Here is a 21,067-nt window from a genome sequence, read left to right as displayed (position 1 = left end):
CCCTCTCCCCCTCCCCCCCCCCCCCCCCCCCCCCCCCCCCCCCCCCCCCCCCCCCCCCCCCCCCCCCCCCCCCCCCCCCCCCCCCGCGTCGTGCTGTGGGCCGGTGGAGTGCCAGGCGGGTGAAACAGAAACGTCTTCAGCGGTTAGCCGCAGCGGTATTGCCACAGTGGGTAACCCACTTCTACGTTCTTCACCACGCACCTTGTCTACGTGCGTAGACCCATTCCGCCACAGTGAGGAGGGGTACATGAGCCGCACCGTCATCCACGGTGGTCTCGTCATCACCGCGTCCGACGAAATCCATGCCGACGTACTCATCGAGGGCGGCCGCATCGCCGCCCTCGCGGCGCACGACACCGACGCGGCCGAGAGCTGGAGCGCCGACCGGAGGATCGACGCCACCGGCAAATACGTCATCCCCGGCGGTGTCGACGCGCATACGCACATGGAGATGCCGTTCGGCGGCACCTACGCCGCCGACACTTTCGAGACCGGCACCCGCGCGGCCGCCTGGGGCGGCACGACCACGATCGTCGACTTCGCCATCCAGTCCGTGGGCCGCGCGGTCCGCGAAGGGCTCGACGCCTGGTACGCGAAGGCCGACGGCAACTGTGCCGTCGACTACGCCTTCCACATGATCCTTTCCGATGTGAACGAGTCCTCGCTCAAGGAGATGGACCTGCTGGTGTCGGAGGGCGTCACCTCCTTCAAGGGTTTCATTGGCTCGCGTGACCAGAGATCTTCACGGCGACTCGGAGACCTAGTGGGTGCGGACGCCGCGTGCACCCGTGTCGCGGGGTGAACGACGCAAGGCATAGCGGCGTGGGTTGCTGGCGTCGCACTGGCTTCTGCCGCCGACCGGTACACCGCCTTCCTTACGGCGTTCCGGTCGGCGGCCCTCCGAGTCCCGCATTGCGAGGGGAAGGGATTTCTCAGACATGACTCGAACTCTCATTACCGGTGGCCTTTTGATTACTGCTGCCGAAGAGTTGCACGCGGATGTTCTGATCGAGAACGGCCGTGTCGTGGCGATGGCGACCACGGGTAGCCAGGACTGGACTGCCGATCGCGTGATTGATGCCTCCCAGAAGTATGTGATCCCGGGTGGGGTCGACGCGCACACGCACATGGAGCTGCCGTTCGGTGGCACCTTCGCGTCGGACACGTTCGAGACCGGGACGCGAGCCGCAGCCTGGGGTGGGACGACGACGATCATTGATTTCGCGGTGCAGTCACAAGGGCATTCGCTCCGGGCGGGATTGGACGCCTGGTATGCCAAGGCCGATGGAAAATGCGCGATCGATTACGCATTCCACATGATCGTGTCGGACGTCAATGAACACACACTCAAGGAAATGGACGGACTCGTCGAAGAAGGCGTTAGTTCGTTCAAATTGTTTATGGCGTATCCGGGGGTCTTCTATTCGGATGACGGGCAGATCCTGCGTGCCATGCAGCGGGCCTCCGGCAACGGCGGGCTGATCATGATGCACGCTGAGAACGGCATCGCGATCGACGTCCTCATCGAACAGGCCCTGGCGCGCGGGGAGACCGACCCCCGCCACCACGGCGAGGTCCGCAAGGTCCTCCTGGAGGCCGAGGCCACCCACCGTGCCATCCAGCTCGCCCGGGTGGCCGGCTCCCCGCTCTACGTGGTCCACGTCTCCGCCGAGGAAGCCGTGGCCGAGCTGGCCGCCGCCCGGGACAAGGGCCTGCCCGTCTTCGGCGAGACCTGCCCGCAGTACCTCTTCCTCTCCACCGACAACCTGGAGGAGCCCGACTTCCAGGGAGCGAAGTACGTCTGCTCCACCCCGCTGCGCCCCCGCGAACACCAGGCGGCGCTCTGGCGGGGGCTGCGGACCAACGACCTCCAGGTGGTCTCCACCGACCACTGCCCGTTCTGCTTCCGCGGCCAGAAGGAGCTCGGCCGCGGGGACTTCTCCAAGATCCCGAACGGGCTGCCGGGGGTGGAGAACCGTATGGACCTCCTCCACCAGGCCGTCCTGGACGGTCACCTCACCCGCCGCCGCTGGATCGAGATCGCCTGCGCCTCCCCGGCCCGGATGTTCGGCCTCTACCCGAAGAAGGGCACCATCGCGCCGGGTTCCGACGCCGACATCGTCATCTACGATCCGCACGCCGAGCAGGTCATCTCCGCCGAGACGCACCACATGAACGTGGACTACTCGGCGTACGAGGGCAGGAGGATCACCGGACGCGTCGACACGGTCCTCTCACGCGGCGAACTCGTCATCGACCGCCGCGAGTACACCGGCCGGGCCGGGCACGGCGCCTTCGTGCACCGCTCCACCTGCCAGTACCTGTAAGCGCAAGCCCGTAAGGAGCAGCCAGCCATGGACTTCGGCCTCGTCCTGCAAACCGACCCGCCCGCCTCGCAGGTTGTCAGCCTGATGCGCCGTGCCGAGCGCAACGGCTTCCGCTACGGCTGGACCTTCGACTCCGCCGTGCTGTGGCAGGAGCCCTTCGTCATCTACAGCCAGATCCTGGCCAACACCCAGAAGCTGACCGTGGGCCCTATGGTCACCAATCCGGGCACCCGCACCTGGGAGGTGACCGCCTCCACCTTCGCCACCCTCAACGACATGTACGGCAACCGCACCGTCTGCGGGATCGGCCGCGGCGACTCCGCGATGCGGGTCGCCGGGCGCCGGCCCAATACCCTGGCCAGGCTGGGAGAGGCCATCGAGGTCATCCGCGACCTCGCCGAGGGCCGTGAGGCCGAGGTCGACGGCAAGGCGCTGCGGATCCCGTGGATCAAGGACGGGAAGCTGCCCGTCTGGATGGCCGCGTACGGACCCAAAGCGCTGGCCCTGGCCGGGCAGAAGGCCGACGGGTTCATCCTCCAGCTCGCCGATCTCTACCTCACCGAGTGGATGGTCAAGTCGGTCCGCGAGGCTGCCGCCGCTGTCGGCCGGGACCCGGATGCCATCACCATCTGCGTGGCGGCCCCCGCTTACGTCGGTGAGGACTTGGAGCACGCCCGCGACCAGTGCCGCTGGTTCGGCGGTATGGTCGGCAACCACGTCGCCGACCTGGTCTCCCGCTACGGCGAGCACTCCTCGATGGTCCCCGAAGAGCTCACCGAGTACGTCAAGTCCCGCCAGGGCTACGACTACAGCCACCACGGCCGCGCCGGGAACCCGTCCGCCGACTTCGTCCCCGACGAGATCGTCGACCGGTTCTGCCTCCTGGGCCCCGCCGAGGCCCACATCGAGAAACTCCAGCACCTGAGGGACCTCGGCGTCGACCAGTTCGCCGTCTACAACATGCACGACGCCCGGGAGGCGACCATCGACGCGTACGGCCAGCACATCATCCCGGTGCTGCGCGACTGACCTTCGTGCCTGCTCCCGCGTGCAGCGTACATAGCCGCCTCCCGTGCTCGGGTTTAATCCCAGGACGGGGGCGGCTACTGGTGTGGGGCCCACCGGGTTCTGTGGATCAGCGCTGGTGGTGGGGGAGGTCGGTCTCACGGAGGGCGAGATACGTCTCGGAGGTCGCGGATTCCAGGAGTTCCGGATCGTCGCCGAGGTCGAGGCGAGGATCACCGTAGCTGTGTAGGAGTTCGCGCCACGGCCGGGACCGGCCGTCTTCGAAGGCGTCGCGAACGCGCGGTTCGATCCTCGTACGCTCCTCTTCCTGCTGCTCGCGGAAGATACGCCGCTGGGTGTGTCGGCGCTGCTCCTCGGCCTCTTCACTGGCGGGTTCGTGGGCTTGTGCCTGGTCTTCGGCGCGCATACCGGGAGTGCGTTCGGCGATTCGCTGGTCTTCGCGGTGGAGCTGGGCACAGGCGGCAAAGAGCTGCCGGGACATTCCGAGGCGTAGTTCGGTGCCCGGAACGCGGTATGTGAGGAAGTCATCCAGGCCGAGGGCGAGGGCGTGGTTACGGCGTCTGGTCTCGTCGTCTTCGGCGGTCTCGGCACGGACGGCGGCGCGCAGGGCGCGCATCTCCAGGTCGTTCTCCAGTGGGGTCGTCACCCCACCGGAGCCGCGGCGGCGTGTGGTGCGGTTGGCGGGCAGGGCGATGGTTTTCAACCGGGAGGGGTGCGCGCCGCTGAGCGCCAGGTACACGAGCATCTGCGCGCGGGCGGCGCCCATCAGGGCGTCGTCGCTGTCTCCGAGATGGTCCTCCGGAGAGCCTGACGGGCCTGATCCGGGCGAGATGCCGGCGTGCTTGTGGGGCCCCATGCCGGGGTGGTGGTCGTGGTCGATGGTGAGGAAGAGGTCGCCCTTGGGCTGGACGGAGGCGCCGACGAGGATCCGTCTGTGGGCGTAGGCGTGGAGCACCGTGGTGCCCCCTTCGAGCTGTTCCCAGCCCTCCCGGAGTCGTTTGACACGGACGTTGCCGCCCTTGGCCTCGATCAGCCAGTACAGGTTTTCGGCTTCGTGCAGGCCCCACAGGTCCGGGAGCTTCGCGACGGGGCTGCGGAACTGGTCCCGCAGGGCGTGGACGGGGCCGCCGTCCTCGATGTGCAGGGTCTGGCCCAGCCCCATCAGGGATCGCGTCGCCCACTCTGCCATGGTCATGCCCAACCGGTATCCGAGGGCGTTCTTCGCCGAGCGCTCGGTGCCGTGCTCGTAGACCGCGTTCACGGTGAGGCGCCGTCCCTTGCTTCCCGGGACGGGGTGCTTCGGCTCGAAGTCGTGCGTGCCGAGATACGCGTACAGCGGGGCGACCCGGGCGACGAGCTCACTGCTGGCCAGCTGCGGAACCCGCAGCAAGTTCGGGCTGATGTCCCGCCCTACTTCGGTGGCGGCCTTGAGGATCTCCCGCCACGTGGTCGTGGGTAGGTACCAGCCGTCGTGGGTGGGGAAGGTGCCCGGTGTCGACCACGGAGCGGCCTTCCAGGTGCGCCACTGCTTGAACGGGCGGTCGTCCGGGCCGTCCCGAAAGAGAACGGGTATGTCGACACTGTCGGTGTAGAGCAGGGGCGGGCTGTCGGGCGTGTTGGCGGGGATCACGGCCACCACTCTCGCAGTGGCGAGTAGCAGCACCCCGACTTGAGCCACCCTGCATCAACCCCGAGGCCCGGGGTGGGGGCACCGGCGTCCGAATGTGAACGTTTTGGCCCCCGCCGCCGGCTGTTTGACGATTTCTGGGTCGCCCCGGGGAGTCGTCGGTTCAGCGGATCAGGTGGTTGACCGCCACAGTGACGGTCGTGGTCACAGCGGCGCCCCCGGCGACACGGAGGAGGTGCGTGAGGATGCCCTTCCGCCATGCCGGACGGCGGTCCCGGATGGGTCGGCGGCGGATGGGATAGCGCGTACGGTGGTACATGGGCCCTCCATGGGGTTCCAGGCCCTCGTGCCGCCGACTTTGCGAGAGGGAGCGGCGCGAGGGCGTTTCGTTGCTCCCTACTCTGGGGCAGCGAAGCCTGAGAAATCCCGCTCGAACGGCTCAATCCCGGTGTAAGTTCCAGCCCATGACAGACCAGCCGGGGGAGTGGTCGGCCGGGACGGCTGACGACCTGGTGGAGGATGCCCGCTCCCTGGGAATCAAGGTGAGTCCGCGGACGGTCACCGACTACGTCGAGGTGGGTCTCCTTGCGCCTCCGCTCTTCCGTAAGACAACGCAGCGGGGCAGCGACCGCCGGCTCTATCCGCCGGAGCAGCGTCGGCTGTTCTACGAGCTGAACGCGGCCAAGCTCAGGTCACCACTCGCCCGGGTACCGCACCGGACCATGATCCCCGTGGTCTTGTACGCCTGGTGCATGAACGACACCGTCGTCCCGGACGTCCAAGCCCGTAGGGCACTTCGAACCTGGGCGCATAGCGTCGGCATCGGCTCCGGACCGCGCCGTAGGAGCATCGCGAACAAGGTCGTCGCTCAGTTCGCGGATCCGGCGGCGACCAGCGGTCAGCGTCGGATCGCGGAGCAGTGGATCCGCGCTGGGGAGGAGAGCCGCAGGCCGGACTTCGACAACATCGCGGACGCTCTCAGTACCGTCGCCAGTCCGTGGCGGTCGCGGGGACTCCCCGAGATCGCTCGCGGCTTCGGTCCTGCGGCCGCGCCCATCACCACGGACCAGGCCGTGGCGATGTGGGAACTCCAGTTGCAGGTCGCCGCAATCCTGGCCTTCGAGGGAGCGCCGGAGCACCTCCTCCGTCGCGCTCGCGAGGAGCACCGGATGAACTGGCAGGAGTACCAGGGTGTTCGCACCGACTGGGCCTCGCAGGCCGGCGCCATGGCGGACATCTTTGAGCTGCCCACGGACCAGGAGCAGGCTGCCCGGCAGCAGGTGAACGGGTTCGTCACGGTTCTCGGGAACACCCTCGATCTCGCAAGGCCGACCTTCGCGCGCGCCCAGGCGAGAGCCAGGGCTCGTATCCGCTGAACCACACCGGCCGCTCGCACGAACGGTTCCGGTTTGTTCTTCACTGTCGCACTGGTGGCTTCAGTACCCCAAGATCAGAAGGAGGCAGCGGTGGCTTCGCTGCAGGAAGTGCACGACTTCGTCGTCAAGTGCATCGTCGCAGAGGGGAAGATCGCGCACGCGGTGCAAGCCAACCTGGACGGCGAATGGCCGGCATCGTGGTGGCAGGGCGTCGGCCCGGACTTCTCGACGCTCATCCTCGCGGGGCCGGAAGGCCCTAACTTCGACGCAGGTACCCCGGAGAGGGCCACCTTCGTCGTGCTGAACGACCCAGTCCACGCGCTCAGCTTTCTCGACTACTTGCGGTGGACTGTCAAACAGCACGAGCCCGCACTCGTGGCGGCGGAGAAGGACGGCGAGACGATCCCCGTGGAAGCCTGTCCCATCGACGGAGCGGAGTGCGAGCCGCTGCTCCGCATGGCCGCCGAGATCTTCGGAGGATCTTCGGCATGGCACCCCTCCCGCAGGACGCCTACCCAACCCGCAACCAACTTCACCCAAGCCGCTTAGAAGGTGCTCACGCTGCACCTGTTGGGCGTTGAGGGTGGGGCCGAACGGCATTACGAGAGCGGCGCGTTCAAGGTGATCTACCACTGCTCATCGGCTGGGCCGCCGAAAACGGCGTGCGGCGTCTCGACTTCCAGGCACCGAACCCTTCCTGAGCAAGGGGACGTTCCAGTGGAAGCGCCGGTTCGGCACCCGGGTGAACATGCCGCCGAACCACTTCGGCGACAAGCGCCTCTGGCTCCAGATGCGCCAGGACACCCCGGCCGTACGGGACTTCCTCATCGCGAACCCGACCCTCGCCGAGACCGCGGACGGCCTGCTCGAAGTCGGTCTACTTCCACGACGAATAGCGGCCGCCGCGGCTCGACTTCTCGGCGAAGGCCCCCGGCGTCGAGCGGGTCCGCCACGTCGACCTCGACGAGTTCCTCGCACCCCTGCTATGATCCCTCCGGTTCTGGCTCTCAGGATCTTCTTCCGGGGCGATTTACGCAGCGGACATCATGGTCCGGCACCCTCGGGTCCGAGCATCACCCGCCATCTCCCGCACGGGAGCGCGGTCTTTTCCGGTCGACACCCCTGGCTACCGGCCGGGCGGGTGTCGACCATTTCCTTGTTCCACGTCCGGCACCCGGCCCATCCGGGGCCGTCCTGCCCATCATCCGCCGCAGCCCTGCCACGGCATGCCCCACCGACGGGCCAACGTCACCCGCCGGCCCTTCGCCATGGAGTCCGCTATGACCTCTTCCTCGCTGGAAAAACCGCCTCGGCCGACCGAACTCGCCCGCGAACAGGCCTGCCTAGACCTGCTCCACGACCGGTTGGGCGTCCTGCGCGAGGAGATCGGCAGTGAACTGCGCACCGTGCTGAGCGAGTCCTCCGGGACCGCGCAGGGGCAGGTGGAGCGCGGAGCTGCGGCCGAGCGGCTCGCCCGCAAACTCCTCATGTTGGAGACCGCCGAGAACGGACTGTGCTTCGGTCGACTGGACCGGACCGACGACGACCGGCTCTACGTCGGCCGCATCGGCGTGCCGGGCGCCGGTCCCGACGACGACCCCCTGCTCATCGACTGGCGCGCCCCCGCCGCCCGTCCCTTCTACACCGCCACGGCCGCGGCCCCGCAAGGCGTGCGCCTGCGCCGACACCTGCACACGCGGGACCGCCGCGTGCTGCGGGTGGACGACGAACTGTTCGACGACACTTCGGCCGTGCCCGACGACGTCCAGCTCTCCGGAGAAGCCGTCCTGCTGGCCGCCCTCCAGCACGGCAAGACCGGCCGGATGCACGACGCGGTCGCCACCCTCCAGGCCGAGCAGGACGAGATCATTCGCTCGCCACACGCGGGCGTCATGGTGGTCCAGGGCAGTCCCGGCACCGGCAAGACGGTCGTCGCCCTGCACCGCGCCGCCTACCTGCTCTACAGCCACGAGCGGCTGCAGCGCAGCGGCGTCCTGGTGGTGGGCCCGAACTCGGTCTTCCTGGAGTACATCAGCCAGGTGCTGCCCGGCCTCGGCGAGACCAGCGTGCTGCTGTCCTCCGTCGGCGGGCTGTATCCCGGTCTCTCGGCGTCGGCCGAGGAGCCGGCGGCCTCCGCCGGGATCAAGGGGCGTCTGGTCATGGCGGACGTCCTCGACCGTGCCGTACGGGCGCGGCAGGCCGCCGTCACCGCGCCGGTCGACGCGCTGATCGGCGGCGAGCACATCCGGCTGTCACGGGACTTCCTGGCCGACGCGGCTGCCCGGGCCACCGAGGACGGTCGGCAGCACAACCTGGCCCGGCCGGAGTTCCGCGACATCCTCTTCGGGGAGCTGGCCGACCGGTTGGCCCGCGTCATCGGCGACATCGAGGTCGGCTTCGAGGAGGTCCTGGCCGGCGAGATGGACGTCGAGGCCCTCGACCGCGCCGTGCAGGAAGACCTGGCCAGCGTGTTCGGACAGGACGCCGAGGTCTACGACTTCAGGGCGCGGCTGCCCGCCGAGTTCGCCGAGCGCAAGGCCAACTGGCTGCACGCGCTGCCCCAGGACCCGGCCGCCCGACGACTGCTGGACTCCCTGTGGCCGCTCCTCTCCCCGGAGCAGCTGCTGGACGACCTGTACGCCGACCCCGCACGCCTCGCCGAGGCCGCACCCCAGCTCGAGGAGGAGGACCGGGCCCTGTTGGTGCGGGAACGGGGCGCGCCCTGGACCCCGTCCGACGTACCGCTCCTCGACGAAGCCGCCGAACTGCTGGGGTACGACGACCGTGCCGAGACCGAGCGGCAGGCGGTCCGCCGAGCCGCCCAACGGGATTACGCCCAAGGCGTCCTGGACATCACGCGCGGCTCCCGGGACGCGGACGGCACCTCGGACGAGCAGCTGCATGCCACCGATCTGGTCACCGCCGAACAGCTTGCCGGGTGGCACATGCAGACGGACCTGAGCACGGTCGCGGAGCGCGCGGCGGCTGACCGGACCTGGGTCTTCGGCCATGTCATTGTCGACGAGGCGCAGGACCTCTCCCCGATGACCTGGCGCCTGCTGGTCCGCCGCTGCCCCACCCGCTCCTTTACCGTCGTCGGCGACGCGGCGCAGTCGAGCGACGCGGCCGGCGCGACGTCCTGGCGAGAGGCCCTGGAACCGTTCTTCGGCACGCGCTGGCGACTGTCGCAGCTCACCGTCAACTACCGCACCCCCGGCGAGATCATGGAGGCGTCCCGCCAGGTGCTGAAGGCCATCTCGCCCGAACTGCTGCCGGCGCGGGCAGTACGCCACGGCGCCGAACTGCCGCGCTGCGAAGGCACCACGCTGGAGGAGTTCCCCGCCGGGCTGGCCGAGGCCGCGGCCGGTGCGGCCTACCGCGCGGCGGGGGGCCGCACCGCGGTCGTCGTCCCCACCGCCGACCTGGAACGGCTGGCCGCCGCCGTCGCCGCGCGGATTCCCGACGTCTCTTGGGGCGCGGACGTCGACCTGGAGAGGGACGTCGTCGTGCTCAACGTCCGCCAGGCCAAGGGGCTGGAGTTCGACTCGGTGATCGTGGCCGACCCCCAGGGCATGCTGGACGGCTCCGCCCGGGGCCTCAGCGACCTCTACGTGGCGCTCACCAGAGCCAGCCGGTTCCTCCAAGTGTTTTCACCCGACCCGCTTCCGGAGGTCCTGTCCCACCTGGCACAGGACCCTTCCTGACCTACGTTCCCCGTCTCTAGGGCGGCTGTTCCCGCACGCTCTCCCATGTCCCGAGCAGAAAGACCAACAGATAGCACCATGTCGACCACTCAAGCCCCGCCCCTCCGGCGGATCACCGGATTCCGGAACTTCTGGCTCTCCCGTACCGTGTCCGGCCTCGGATCCGCCATCACCACCGTCGCGCTGCCCGTCCTGGTCTTCCAGGAAAGTCGCTCCCCCCTCCTGGTCTCCCTGGTCGCGGCTTCCGGAACACTGCCCTACCTTGCCTTCGGCCTGATCGCCGGTGCGGTCGCGGACCGCATGGACCGGCGCACCCTGATGATCGTGACCGACTGCCTGAGCGCCTTGAGCCTCGCCTCCATACCGGCCGCCTGGGCCCTGGACATCCTGACGGTCACCCACGTCGTCGTGGTCGCGTTCCTCTCCTCCAGCCTCTCGCTCTTCTTCGACGCCGGCGTGTACGGATTCGTCCCCGACATCGTCGGCAAAGACAATCTCACCCAGGCCAACAGCGCGATCTACGGCGCGGAGACCGTCGTCCGCATCGCCGGCAATGCTGTCGCAGGCGCCCTCATCGCGCTGATGAACCCCGTGGGAACGCTCGCCCTCGATGCCCTGAGCTTCGCCTGCTCCGCCCTGTTCATCAGGGCGGTCACCAACGTCGCCTCCCGCCCCGCCGGTTCGGGAGGCAAACGACCGAGCTTCCGGGAATCGGTGACCGAGGGCCTTCGCTTCCTGGCCGGCCATCCGACGCTGCGGACCATGACCGTGGTCGGCATGCTCCAGTCTTTCTCCGGCGGCGCCATCGTCGGTCAGCTCGTCGTCTTCGCCGACCGCGTCCTCGGTATCCAAGGCTCCGACGGTCGCATCGGTCTGCTCTACATGGCGTGGAGCGCTGGCGGCATCGGCGGGTCCCTGCTGCTTCCCCGGTTGCGGCGGCGCTTCGACGCCTTCCCGCTGCTCCTCGGGGTGCTGCCGGTCGGCGCGCTCCTCGGACTCGTTGTCGTGCTCACCACCGACTGGCGGATCTCGCTGGTGGCGCTGGCGGTGTGGGGAACGGCCTACCTGGTCGTGCTGGTGAATACGATGACCTACTCCCAGGAGGTCACGCCCTCCGAGCTGCAGGGCCGGGTCAACACCACCCGCCGCATGCTCTCCTCGGGCCTGGGAGTCCCGCTCGGCGCCCTGGTCGCCAGCAGCATCACCGTGTCCGTCGGCATCCGGGCCGGCATGGCCACGGCTGTGGTCTCCATCGCCCTGGCTGCGGTCGTTGTCTGGGTGGTACAGCTGCGCCGCCTCCTGAGCCCCGCATCGGAGGCATAGGCGGCCCCACCCCCCGGTCGGCAAAGCGGCGGCGCCCTCGCGATCCGAAGTGGAGGCGGGCGCGGCGCGCCTGGAAGAGGCCGTGGCTCAGCTCAGTGCCTGGCGCGGCCGCATGCACGAGCTGAGTTGGCTCAGTGCCCGCGGGCTGAGTCAGAGCGCCTGGTCGAGACTGGTGGACGGCCTGCGTACTGCGGCGTTGCACCTGGACCAGCCAAGCTGGTACTCCCCAGCCACCGCCCTCAACGACCTTTTGCAGGTTTACCAGGCCAGTCGTTCGGTCCACACCAGCATGACCAGCTCAGCGTCTGAGGGGCACGGTCTCGCCCTGCTCATTTCCCCGGCCGTGGAGGCCCCCTTTCTTCGCCGCGAGGGACTGCTCCACCACCTGGAGCAGGCACTCGCCGGTGATCCGGCGTTCACCAGCCATCCCGATGCCCGGGCACTGCTCGCCGCAGTACAGCAGCGCCGCAACCAGACGGCGAGCTCCCAAGACGTGTTGCCGGGGGCTGGGTGCGTGAACGGGATTGGTGAACATCGAATCCACCCTCATCCGTGTAGCCGTCTATCTTCGGGTTTCGACGGTCGGGCAACTCTGCGGCTATGGCATCGATATCCAGCTGAGTGAATGCCTTGCCTGGCTTGATTTTGCAGTGGGGAAGGGTCGGTATTCCTATGATGTGTATACCGATGGCGCCGTCTCGGGGAAATTGGCCCGCCGGCCGGACCTGACGGAGTTGGACGCGGACCTCGTGCGATGCCTTTACGACGTTGTCGTGTTCGGAAAGCTGGACCGCATCGGCCGCACGATGAGGGAGATCCATCGCTGGGTCTACGACACCACGGACATCGAGACCCGCTGGGGGCGACGGGTCCGTGTGGCGACTGCGGACGGCCGCATCGACAGCGAGCATCCCATGTTCGGCATTCAGCTGAGCCTGCTCGCCTACGTGGCAGAGCTGGAGCACGCCCTGCTCCTGGAACGGACCCTGAAGGGCCGGGAGATGAAGCTGGCGGCGGGAGGCTGGCCCGGGGGCGTCGCACCATTCTGGCTGATGCTGCCAGGGAGGGGGGACTGTGAGGCGCCGACCCTGCGGGCCCAGGGAGTGGAGCTACTCGATGTCGGAGCCTGGCTGATCGCCGATGAGCGGTTCTCCGCCGCAGAGGCGGCGGAGAACCTCAACGCGCTGGGGTATGTGACGGCACGGGGCTTGCCGTGGACAGGGGAGAACCTGGCCAGGGTCTTCCAGCAGACGGCCCTGGATGGCTACGTCGCCTTTCGGTTCGCACGGCATCGCGGGGCCGGCCACGATCGTGAAGAGGGCGATGGGACGCCGGTACCGGAGGAGGCTGTCCGGATTACTGTGCCGATACCGCTTCCTGCGGGCCGTGTCCGCCAGGTACGGGCCGCGCTTGCGCGCCGGTCTTACGCGAGGGAAGAGCAGAAGACGTACCTGTTGTCGGGCCGGGTCGCCTCCTTGTGCGGGCATCACTACGTTGGGGCGCACAGGGAAGACCGGGGTCGTACCGCCTATCGGTGTACGGGGCGTCGGTCCGACCCGCCCTGCAGCTGTGGGGAGATTGTGGCCGGCCCGCTGGAGGACGCGGTGTGGCGTGAGGTCGCCAAGCTTCTCGTCGACCGCGTACAGCTCCGGGTAGTGGCTGAAGACTTGCTTGGTGTCGTTCCTGGTCAGGAGAGGTCGCTTGGTGAACGCCTGGCGGACCTTGATGCGCGCATCGAACGCTGCCGCCACGTGAGGAAGAAGAAGCTCGTTGCCCTCGCGGGGGCCGTTACGGCGGGAGGGGGCGAGGACTCCAGCTTCGTCCAGGAACTGCAGGCGGCTCTTGCTGAGGTCGGGGACGACTTCGCCGACAGGGACCGACGGCTGGGTCAGTTGCGCGAGGCCGTAGCGGGCCGTGTGGCGGCGGCGCAGCGGCAGGAGATCCGGGCGAGACGCGTACTGGAGGGTGGTGTGGACGTGAAGCGCCGCCTGGAGCTGCTCGACGTTGAGCAGCGACTGGAACTGCTCGATCTCCTGGGCGTCGAGGTGCGTACTGTCACGAAGGTGCCTGGCGCGGTACGGGCAGCGGGTTGCCTGTTTGAGGCCTGGTTCAACGAGCGTCAACGTGCAGTGCCTCGGCCGTTGACCGATGACCAGTGGGCCGCGTTGGCCTCGTGCTTCCCTGTGCCGCGGAAGCGGTCACGCGTGGTGCCACCGCGAGTGGCCTTCGAAGCAGCGCTGTACAAGGTGCGCCACGGTATCCGGTGGGATGCCCTCCCGGTGCGTGTGCTGCAGGGGCAGCGTGTGCAGGGCGTGTATCAGCGCGCCTTGAGCTACCTGAGGGACGGGTGCTGGCAGCATGCAGTGGACGCGCTGGGGGACTACGAGGGCACTGTGGTACCGCCGCTGTACGTACTGCCGGACATTGACATCACCTGCACGTTCGATACGAACCTGATGACGCACTGGGAGCATTCGAACTCTTCGTGACCATCGGCTGGTGCCTGCTGCTTCGTCGTGCCCAGGCTCACGGTTGCCGGGGCTAGCTTGCTGAGCGGTTTCGTCGGCGTGGGCTTCCCCGGAAACCGATGAGTGCCGGCTGGCCTACCGCGTCCACCAGGCTGCCGCACGTATGCCTGTCCAGACTGGCATCGTTCCCCTTCGGCCTTCAGCGTCATGGACAGGTGAGTTCACGTCACAGTGCTGGTCTTGGGAGAGGCTGACCGAGACCATATCGAGCCGCCCTTTCTCGTGTGCCGGGACCCGTCTTGCGCGTGGCAGAACCGCTGTACGTGCGCTTCTGGATGCCGGCTGCACGCGCATAGGACTGATCGTGTGTCACTTTCAGCCATCAAATGACCACGGTCTGCTATCGAAATCCAGTCATCCTGCGTTAAGCGCGGGTGCGTAAGCAGGTTGCTACCTCATCCTGGAACGTTCGTCACCACATGGAGGGGGAAACGATGAACGCCTTACGCCGTCATGCCGCAGATCCGGATGTCCTGACCAGGACCACAGGCCTGGTGAACTTTCTGCAGGAGATGGTGCGTAGCAGCCATCAGCGCCAGCGCGATGACCGTGGCCGTGGGAGGGAGCGGCTGTGGCTCTCAGATCTGCCGTCCCAAATCCGTAAGCCTGGTGTTCGTGAGGACGGCGTGCTCCTGCAGCTCAAGCACGTTCCACAGGAGCCGCCGCCGGATGTCCCGGAACTCCTGGAAGGCTGGATCGACCCGCTGGCGTGCCTGGACCCCGACGCAGACGATCCGCCGATGGCAGAGGAAGGGCCGGCACATAGCCGGATGCCAGTACTGGCTGGAACGCTCAGGGCGGACGAGCCGGCCGTCATCGCCCGGGGTGAGGCAGTTGAGGCGCTGCGCGTGTACGGGCCGTGGCTGGACCGCTGGCGGGCCTGGGCGCAGAAGGAGCGTCGTGAGCAGCCACTGCGCGCTCTGTATGACCTGGTCTATGCCTGGCATCAGAGGCTCGCGCTGGAGGATGACCGGGTCGAGCTGGTCTTGGCGGTGGGCTTGTTGACGTGGGAAAAGCCGGGGCAGGACGCGGTACACCGGCATCTGCTTGTCCAGCGCGTGGAGACGTCAGTGCACCGCGGAACTGCCGAGGTGACGGTGCGGCTGTCGGCGGAGGGGGCGATGCGCCTGGAGGACCAGGACTTCCTGGACTCCGGGGACGGCTGGATCCGGGAGCAGTCCGCGGTCCTGGGCGATGACATCGCCGCCAGCGCTGTACACCCACTGGACCCGGACGCGCTCGAGTTGCTCTCCAAGTGGCAAGACCGCGCCTATCAGCACCGAATCGCCTTCAGCGCCCGATGGCAGCCACCAGGGTCGCCCGAGCCCGTGTCGCGGGTGACGTACGCACCCGCATTGGTGATGCGGCCTCGGAATCTGAACGCCCTGCTGCGCCTGTACGGGAAGATCGCGGAGACCATCGCAGCGGAGGAGTACGCGCCCCTCGGCCTGGCCCAGATGGTCTTGGACGGGCTCAGCACCGAGGAACGCGCGGCCTGGGATGGCCATGGCCTGGGGCAGGCTCCGCTCTTTCAGGGTGATCCGCTCTTTCCAGGCAAGACGAATGAGCAGCAGCGCAGGGTGCTGCGCCGGCTGCAGAAGGACACCGGTGTGGTCGTGCAGGGCCCGCCGGGCACGGGTAAGACGCACACGATCGCCAACCTGGTGTCGGCGCTGCTCGCAGAGGGCCAGCGGGTCCTGGTCACCAGCGCCCGTGACCAGCCGCTCGCCGTACTGCGCGACAAACTCCCCAAGCCCGTCAGGGACCTGTGTGTGCTGCTGCTGAGTTCCACCCGCAGCAACAACGGCACCAGCGAACTGGAACGGACCGTGACAGCGCTAACTAAGCAGGTGGCCAGCACCGATGCCGAGACCCTGCAGGTGGAGATCAACCGCTTGACCAGACGGCGCCTGGACATCCAGGGCCGCATCGGCACCCTCACCGACCAGCTGTTGTCGGTACGAGAGCAGGAGTACCGCCACCAAGGGGTGGCACCCGGCTACGCCGGCACACTGGCCGAGATCGTGCAGCGAGTCCAGGACCACCAGCCGTCACTGAGCTGGATCGGTGCCCTGGCCGACAATGTGCCCGAAGAGTCGCCGCTGTCGGCTCAGCAGGCCCAGGAACTGCTAGTGCTGCTGCGAGAGGGCGCGGGCGAGCCCCGTACTGGAGGTGTCCTGCCCTCTGTCGAGGAGCTGCCGGCCTCTGACCTGGTTGACGCGACCTTCGCCGCGAGCCGCCTGACATCGCACGGCCTGGACGAACAGACCCTGCGGTTGCGCGACATCCTCGCCGGCTTGGACCCCTCGCTGACCGATGACATCACAGGACATCTGGATAGCGCGGCGACTGCACTGCACTACCTCGGTCTCCCCGCGGACCCGTCCTGCTGGGAGGAAGGCTGGTGGGTGTGCCAGGCGCTCACCGAGCGCCTGGCACACCATCAGACGCTGCTGTGGAAGCGAGTCGAGGAAACCGCGGAATACATCACCCAGGCGCGCGACGCACTCGACTCGGTCGGAGTGCGGCGCGTGCACCTGCCCGACGGCCTCGATGTGCAGAACGCCGGACGCATGGCTACTTCCGGGCAGGACCTCCTCAAGCATCTGCAGACCAAGGGCCAGCTGCGTGTGCGGGAGCGGTTCATGTCGCTCGCCTCACGTGAGCAGAAGAACGCCCATGACCTCCTGACTCTGTGCACCATCGACGGGCAGAGTCCGCGCACCGTTGATGACCTCAAGCACGTCCTGGCGTATCTGCGTGCCCACATCGCCCTGGACGTCGTTGCGGTGCGTTGGAAGCAGGTGAAAGCATCCCTGCCCGAAGGAGACATCGAAGTTCTTCTTGCGGAACTGGACCACCGCCAGAAGCAGTTGGAGCACATCTCCACCTTTGCGCAGGCCAGGGAAAGCATCGATCGGATCCTCGTCGGTCAGAGCGTCAGGCTCGCCCTGACCACGCGAACTGCCTGGCAGGTCCTCACCCACGCGGCAGGCGCCCTTGCCCACAGGCGTGCTGCTGACGAAGCGCTTGCCCAGCTCACCTCCTGGGACCAGTACTTGAGCGCTACCGAGGATGGACAACAGCCAGCCCCAGAGGCACGCGCCCTGTCGGCCGCGCTCCGCGAACAGGACTCCGCCGCCTACATCGAAGCCGTCGACGCCCTGTACGCCGCACACCAACGCGATGCGCGTAGGAGCCGCTGCCGACACCTGCTCGACCAGATTCGCACCGCTCACCCCGTGCTCGCCGCCCGCCTGCTGGAAGCAGCGCATGATCCGCAGTGGGACGAACAACTAGCCCAGATCGAGCGTGCCTGGGCATGGGCCAGAGCCGCGCAGTTCGTCGCCGTTCGCCGCACGCCCGGCTTGGAACAGAGACTGGACACGGAACTCGGCCAGCAGGAAGCCCTGCTGGAGGAGATCACCGGTGAACTTGCCGCGACCTGGGGTCGGCTGCACTGCCTGAGGAACATGACCCCCGAACAGCGGTCGGCCCTGCAGATGTACCAAACCCACATGTCCAGCCTCGGCCGCGGTACGGGCCGCAGCGCCGACCGGCTGCGCGCTGCCGCCAAGGAACGCATGCGGGTAGCCCAGGGTGCCGTACCTGCTTGGGTCATGCCCATTGCGGACGTCGCCGAAATGGTGCAGACCGGACACAACAGCTTCGACGTCGTCATCGTCGACGAAGCAAGTCAGGCCAGCATGGATGCCCTCTTCTTGTTGTGGCTCGCGCCGCGCGTCATTGTCGTCGGCGACGACAAGCAGTGCTCACCACCATCCACGGGCTTCGGCCGCCACCAGGCCATCCGCGACAAACTCGCCGCCTACCTCCACGACATGCCATCCGGCGTCCGCGAGCTGTACATGCCGCACACCAACCTCTACGGCCTGCTCAGCTCGTTCTTCCCCGAAGTCATCCGCCTGGATGAACACTTCCGCTGCGTCCCGGAGATCATCAACTGGTCGTCGGCCAACTTCTACGACGAATCCTTGCTGCCGCTACGCCAGTACGGGGGTGAACGGTTGGATCCTCTGCGTGTCACCTACGTCGAGGACGCGGCAACGGCCGGCCGCGAGGTTCGCATCCACAACCCGAGGGAAGCCGCAGCCATCGTCGACACCCTCGAGCGCATGACCGAGGATGCGGCCTACCGTGACAAGACGATCGGTGTGATCGTCCTGCAAGGCCACGGCCAGACCAAATACATCCAGGCCTTGATCGAGCAGCGCATCGCCCCCGCTGTCCGCCAACGCCATCGCATCCAGGTAGGCAACGCCGCTTCATTCCAGGGCGATGAGCGCCACGTCATCCTGCTGTCCATGGTGGTAACCGACCCACCGAAGATCGCAGGCGGTGCCCGTAGCGAACAGCAGGCGTACAACGTGGCCGCCAGCCGCGCCCAGGACCAGATGTGGCTGTTCCATTCAGTTCCGGTGGACCGCCTCAAGCCCAACGACATGCGCCTGAACCTGATCACCTACATGCACAACCCGCCTGCTGCCCTCTCCGCCATGCATGACATCGGCTTCGTATCACCCGATGTCATGCAGGCGCCGTTCCAGTCGATGTTCGAGCAAGAGGTCTATCTGCGACTCAAGGACCGCGGGTATCACGTCCTGCCGCAGTATCCGGCCGGCACCAAGAAGATCGACCTCGTTGTCGTCGGCGCCCGCGGACGCCTTGCCGTGGAGTGCGACGGCGCCTACTTCCACGACACCACCCGCGAACAGATCGAACGCGACCATCAGCGCGACCGAGAACTACGCAGGGTGGGCTGGGAGTTCTACCGCATCCCCGAGAGCGAGTTCCGCTTCGACCCGGACGAGGCGCTCGCCGGGCTGTGGTCCGAACTGAACCGCCTGGACATCCATCCTGCCGAATACATGCTCCCAACGGCAGCGCACAAGGAATCGCCCGAGTGGAGCCCCCTCGACCTGACCGGCCCGGATCACGGCGAGGAGGACTTGGCACCCGACAGCGACGAACCGTATGACGCCGACAACGGCGAGCCGGCTGCCGTTTCCGGCAGCACCTCGTCGCGGGACGTCCAGATCAGCAACCCCACCGACCTGAGCGACTTCTCCGGCTACGGCGGGAACGACGACCCAGAGGAACTGGAGCAGAGCGCATGACCTATGCACCGGAGAACGGCATTCGCACCCTGGACACCAACACCATCAAGGAGCTGGCACGCATCATCTGCGGCGACGACCACCTCTACTACCGCGGCATCCGCGACCTGACCCGCTTCTTCGAGAATGCCGGCTGGCTCAACATCCTCGACTTCGACGGTGAGTCCCGCAGCGAATGGACCCTGGACCGCCTCACCGAACGCCGCGCCGACGGCGCGGCCATCGAGCAGGTCCTGCTGCGCCTCGCCGATGCCCGTGAGTACTACGAGGAACCCCACCAGCTGGCCAAGGTCCTCCAAGCGGTCAACGTCTTTCTCGTCCACGAAGGTCTCCGTCTCGAGAACCCCGGAGGACGCCCCCGCCTGGTGGCCTGCGACCCCTCACTCGGACACCCCGGAGAGCAGGCCCCCGTCGAGCTGAAGGCCACCATGGCCGAAATCATCGCCGATGAGCGTATGGCGCAACTCCTGCAACACCGCCTCGACGAGGCCCGCACCTGCTTCGCCAACGGAGCCCACATCGCCGCCGTCATCATGCTTGGCTCCCTGCTCGAAGGCGTTCTCCTCACGGTCATTCAGGAACGCGATGCTTCACTGCTGAGCCGACGGGACCTCAAACGCATCAACCTTGCTGAGCTGATCGACATCTGCACACAAGCGCGATGGATCGACCCGGACACCAAGAGCTACAGCCACACGTTGCGCGACTACCGCAACTTCGTCCACCCCCACCGCGAGTTCCGGGAGGAACACAAACCTGATCGCGACACCCTCAACGTCTCCTGGTGGGTCGTCAACGGGGCTCTCAACGACCTCGCGGCCAGCCATCCCCACTAGTTTCGCCTGCCGGGCTGGCAGCTGGCCTAGTACGGGTGGGCCGCTGGTCGGAGGCCGTTGGCATCTCGCATGGAATCTACCTGCGGGCGAGCACCCAAGCTCCGTGCCCGCTGGCGAGTACCGGCGGGCACGGAGGTGGGGTGTCAGGGCCTAGATGCAATACCGGTGACTTTGAGGGTGTCGGCTCGTTGTGTTGGGTGTGCCAAGGCCGGGACAGGTGAAGTCGGTCGGGGGCGAGCGGTTTTCGGATCGCATCGCTCTCGGAGTGTTAACGCGTGCGTTTACGCCTGATCTGGTGGACGAGGTGGTGGCGGAGTGCGGGCGTGTTGAGCAGCGTCAGCGGCTGCTTCCGGCACGGGTGGTGGTGTATTTCGTGCTGGCGATGTGCCTGTTCTCGGGGCAGGGGTATGAGGAGGTCGGGCGTCTTCTCACGCAGGGTCTGGAGCGCCAGGGCCGCTGGGCAAAGGGGTGGCGGGTGCCTACGAGCGGAGCGATCGGGCGGGCGCGGCTGCGGCTGGGGCCGGAGGTGCTGAAGGCGTTGTTCGCCCGGGTGTGCCGGCCGGTGGCCATCGCGGGGTCGCGGGGCGCCTGGTTTCGGGGGCTGCGGTTGGTGGCTGTGGACGGGACGACGTTCGATCTGCCGGACACGGTGGCGAATGCCGGGTATTTCGGGCGTCCGGGGACCGGCCGGGGTCAGGGCAGGAGTGCGTATCCGCAGGCCAGGGTTGCGGCTCTGGTCGAGTGCGGCACTCATGCGGTCTTTGCTGCCGAGGTCGGTCCGCTGGCGGTGCACGAGACCGTGCTGGCCGGGCGCCTGTTCTCGTCGTTGACCCGGGGAATGCTGCTGATGGCCGACCGCGGGTTCCTCGGATTCGACCTGTGGCGGGCCGCCACGGCAACCGGCGCCGACCTGCTCTGGCGGGTCAAAAGCAACGCGGTGCTGCCTGTGGTGACGTCGCTGCCCGATGGTTCCTACCTGTCGGAGATCGTCGCCGCCCGTGACAAGAACCGGCGGGCCGACCCGGCCCGGGTCCGCGTCATCGAGTACACCCTTGGCCCACGCGGGAAGGACGGCACCGTCTACCGACTGGTCACCACCCTCCTCGACCCGGACACCGCGCCGGCGGCGGAACTTGCCGCGCTCTACGCCGAACGCTGGGAGATCGAGACCACGCTGGACGA

13 protein-coding genes and 1 pseudogene are annotated in these 21,067 nt (G+C 67.6%); 11 read left to right on the top strand and 3 right to left on the bottom strand.

Annotation, left to right across the window (positions count from 1 at the left end; all coding sequences use genetic code 11):
* Positions 1-247: 247 nt before the first annotated feature.
* The 3 genes and pseudogenes from ACZ7IB_RS38630 to ACZ7IB_RS38620 form a co-directional block, all read left to right on the top strand.
* Positions 248-721, top strand: a pseudogene (locus tag ACZ7IB_RS38630) (amidohydrolase family protein); the annotation flags it as partial.
* Positions 722-938: 217 nt separating this feature from the next.
* Positions 939-2,327, top strand: coding sequence for a dihydropyrimidinase (gene hydA, locus ACZ7IB_RS38625; protein ID WP_470919179.1), 1,389 nt, complete (start codon positions 939-941; stop codon positions 2,325-2,327).
* A 27-nt stretch (positions 2,328-2,354) separates the two neighbouring features.
* Positions 2,355-3,356, top strand: a complete 1,002-nt coding sequence (locus ACZ7IB_RS38620) for a TIGR03842 family LLM class F420-dependent oxidoreductase (protein WP_470919178.1) — start codon at positions 2,355-2,357, stop codon at positions 3,354-3,356.
* Positions 3,357-3,462: 106 nt separating this feature from the next.
* Here the strand turns inward: ACZ7IB_RS38620 and ACZ7IB_RS38615 are convergent, their stop codons facing one another.
* Both ACZ7IB_RS38615 and ACZ7IB_RS38610 read right to left on the bottom strand, forming a co-directional pair.
* Positions 3,463-4,983, bottom strand: coding sequence for a gamma-glutamyltransferase (locus ACZ7IB_RS38615; RefSeq protein ID WP_470919177.1), 1,521 nt, complete (start codon positions 4,981-4,983; stop codon positions 3,463-3,465).
* A gap of 160 nt (positions 4,984-5,143) precedes the next feature.
* Positions 5,144-5,299, bottom strand: a complete 156-nt coding sequence (locus tag ACZ7IB_RS38610) for a hypothetical protein (RefSeq protein WP_389604114.1) — start codon at positions 5,297-5,299, stop codon at positions 5,144-5,146.
* A gap of 145 nt (positions 5,300-5,444) precedes the next feature.
* On the opposite strand from ACZ7IB_RS38610, the gene ACZ7IB_RS38605 reads away from it, so the two are divergent.
* The 4 genes from ACZ7IB_RS38605 to ACZ7IB_RS38590 all read left to right on the top strand — a co-directional run bounded on the left by ACZ7IB_RS38605 (position 5,445) and on the right by ACZ7IB_RS38590 (position 11,383).
* Positions 5,445-6,356: a hypothetical protein gene (locus tag ACZ7IB_RS38605; protein WP_470919175.1), complete on the top strand. Its 912-nt coding sequence runs from the start codon at positions 5,445-5,447 to the stop codon at positions 6,354-6,356.
* A 90-nt stretch (positions 6,357-6,446) separates the two neighbouring features.
* A complete protein-coding gene (locus tag ACZ7IB_RS38600; protein WP_470919174.1) occupies positions 6,447-6,905 on the top strand; it encodes a hypothetical protein in 459 nt (152 codons plus the stop codon).
* A 731-nt stretch (positions 6,906-7,636) separates the two neighbouring features.
* Positions 7,637-10,060 carry a HelD family protein gene (locus ACZ7IB_RS38595; RefSeq protein WP_470919172.1) on the top strand — a complete coding sequence of 808 codons (2,424 nt, stop codon included), beginning with the start codon at positions 7,637-7,639 and terminating at the stop codon, positions 10,058-10,060.
* Positions 10,061-10,138: 78 nt separating this feature from the next.
* On the top strand, positions 10,139-11,383 hold the full coding sequence (locus tag ACZ7IB_RS38590) for an MFS transporter (protein WP_470919171.1): 1,245 nt from the start codon (positions 10,139-10,141) through the stop codon (positions 11,381-11,383).
* Between the two features lie 298 nt (positions 11,384-11,681).
* On the opposite strand, the gene ACZ7IB_RS38585 is transcribed toward ACZ7IB_RS38590, so the two are convergent.
* Complete coding sequence (locus ACZ7IB_RS38585) at positions 11,682-11,918, bottom strand: hypothetical protein (protein WP_470919170.1); 237 nt, start codon at positions 11,916-11,918, stop codon at positions 11,682-11,684.
* Here ACZ7IB_RS38585 and ACZ7IB_RS38580 point away from each other — a divergent pair.
* From ACZ7IB_RS38580 to ACZ7IB_RS38565, 4 genes are all read left to right on the top strand, one after another.
* Positions 11,911-13,872, top strand: a complete 1,962-nt coding sequence (locus tag ACZ7IB_RS38580; RefSeq protein WP_470919168.1) for a recombinase family protein — start codon at positions 11,911-11,913, stop codon at positions 13,870-13,872. The two genes, ACZ7IB_RS38585 and ACZ7IB_RS38580, sit on opposite strands and share 8 nt — an antisense overlap.
* Before the next feature lie 665 nt (positions 13,873-14,537).
* Entirely contained in the window at positions 14,538-19,049 is a 4,512-nt protein-coding gene (locus tag ACZ7IB_RS38575; protein WP_470919166.1) for an AAA domain-containing protein, read from the top strand.
* Complete coding sequence (locus ACZ7IB_RS38570; protein ID WP_470919164.1) at positions 19,046-19,885, top strand: hypothetical protein; 840 nt, start codon at positions 19,046-19,048, stop codon at positions 19,883-19,885. Before ACZ7IB_RS38575 ends, ACZ7IB_RS38570 begins: the two co-directional genes overlap by 4 nt.
* 295 nt (positions 19,886-20,180) lie before the next feature.
* On the top strand, positions 20,181-21,067 hold an 887-nt coding region (locus tag ACZ7IB_RS38565; protein WP_470919163.1), incomplete at its 3' end, for an IS4 family transposase.

The sequence above is a fragment of the Streptomyces sp. NPDC037301 genome (assembly GCF_055602785.1).
The sequence above is the reverse complement of the archived record's forward strand: the minus strand, read 5'-3'. Positions and strand labels throughout refer to the sequence as shown.

Excerpts from the sequence above, each read along its gene's own strand:
- ACZ7IB_RS38595 (WP_470919172.1), top strand. The coding sequence starts at position 7,637 with ATGACCTCTTCCTCGCTGGAAAAACCGCCTCGGCCGACCGAACTCGCC.
- ACZ7IB_RS38585 (WP_470919170.1), bottom strand. The coding sequence starts at position 11,918 with ATGTTCACCAATCCCGTTCACGCACCCAGCCCCCGGCAACACGTCTTG.
- ACZ7IB_RS38610 (WP_389604114.1), bottom strand. The coding sequence starts at position 5,299 with ATGTACCACCGTACGCGCTATCCCATCCGCCGCCGACCCATCCGGGAC.
- hydA (WP_470919179.1), top strand. The coding sequence starts at position 939 with ATGACTCGAACTCTCATTACCGGTGGCCTTTTGATTACTGCTGCCGAA.
- ACZ7IB_RS38590 (WP_470919171.1), top strand. The coding sequence starts at position 10,139 with ATGTCGACCACTCAAGCCCCGCCCCTCCGGCGGATCACCGGATTCCGG.
- ACZ7IB_RS38570 (WP_470919164.1), top strand. The coding sequence starts at position 19,046 with ATGACCTATGCACCGGAGAACGGCATTCGCACCCTGGACACCAACACC.
- ACZ7IB_RS38605 (WP_470919175.1), top strand. The coding sequence starts at position 5,445 with ATGACAGACCAGCCGGGGGAGTGGTCGGCCGGGACGGCTGACGACCTG.
- ACZ7IB_RS38620 (WP_470919178.1), top strand. The coding sequence starts at position 2,355 with ATGGACTTCGGCCTCGTCCTGCAAACCGACCCGCCCGCCTCGCAGGTT.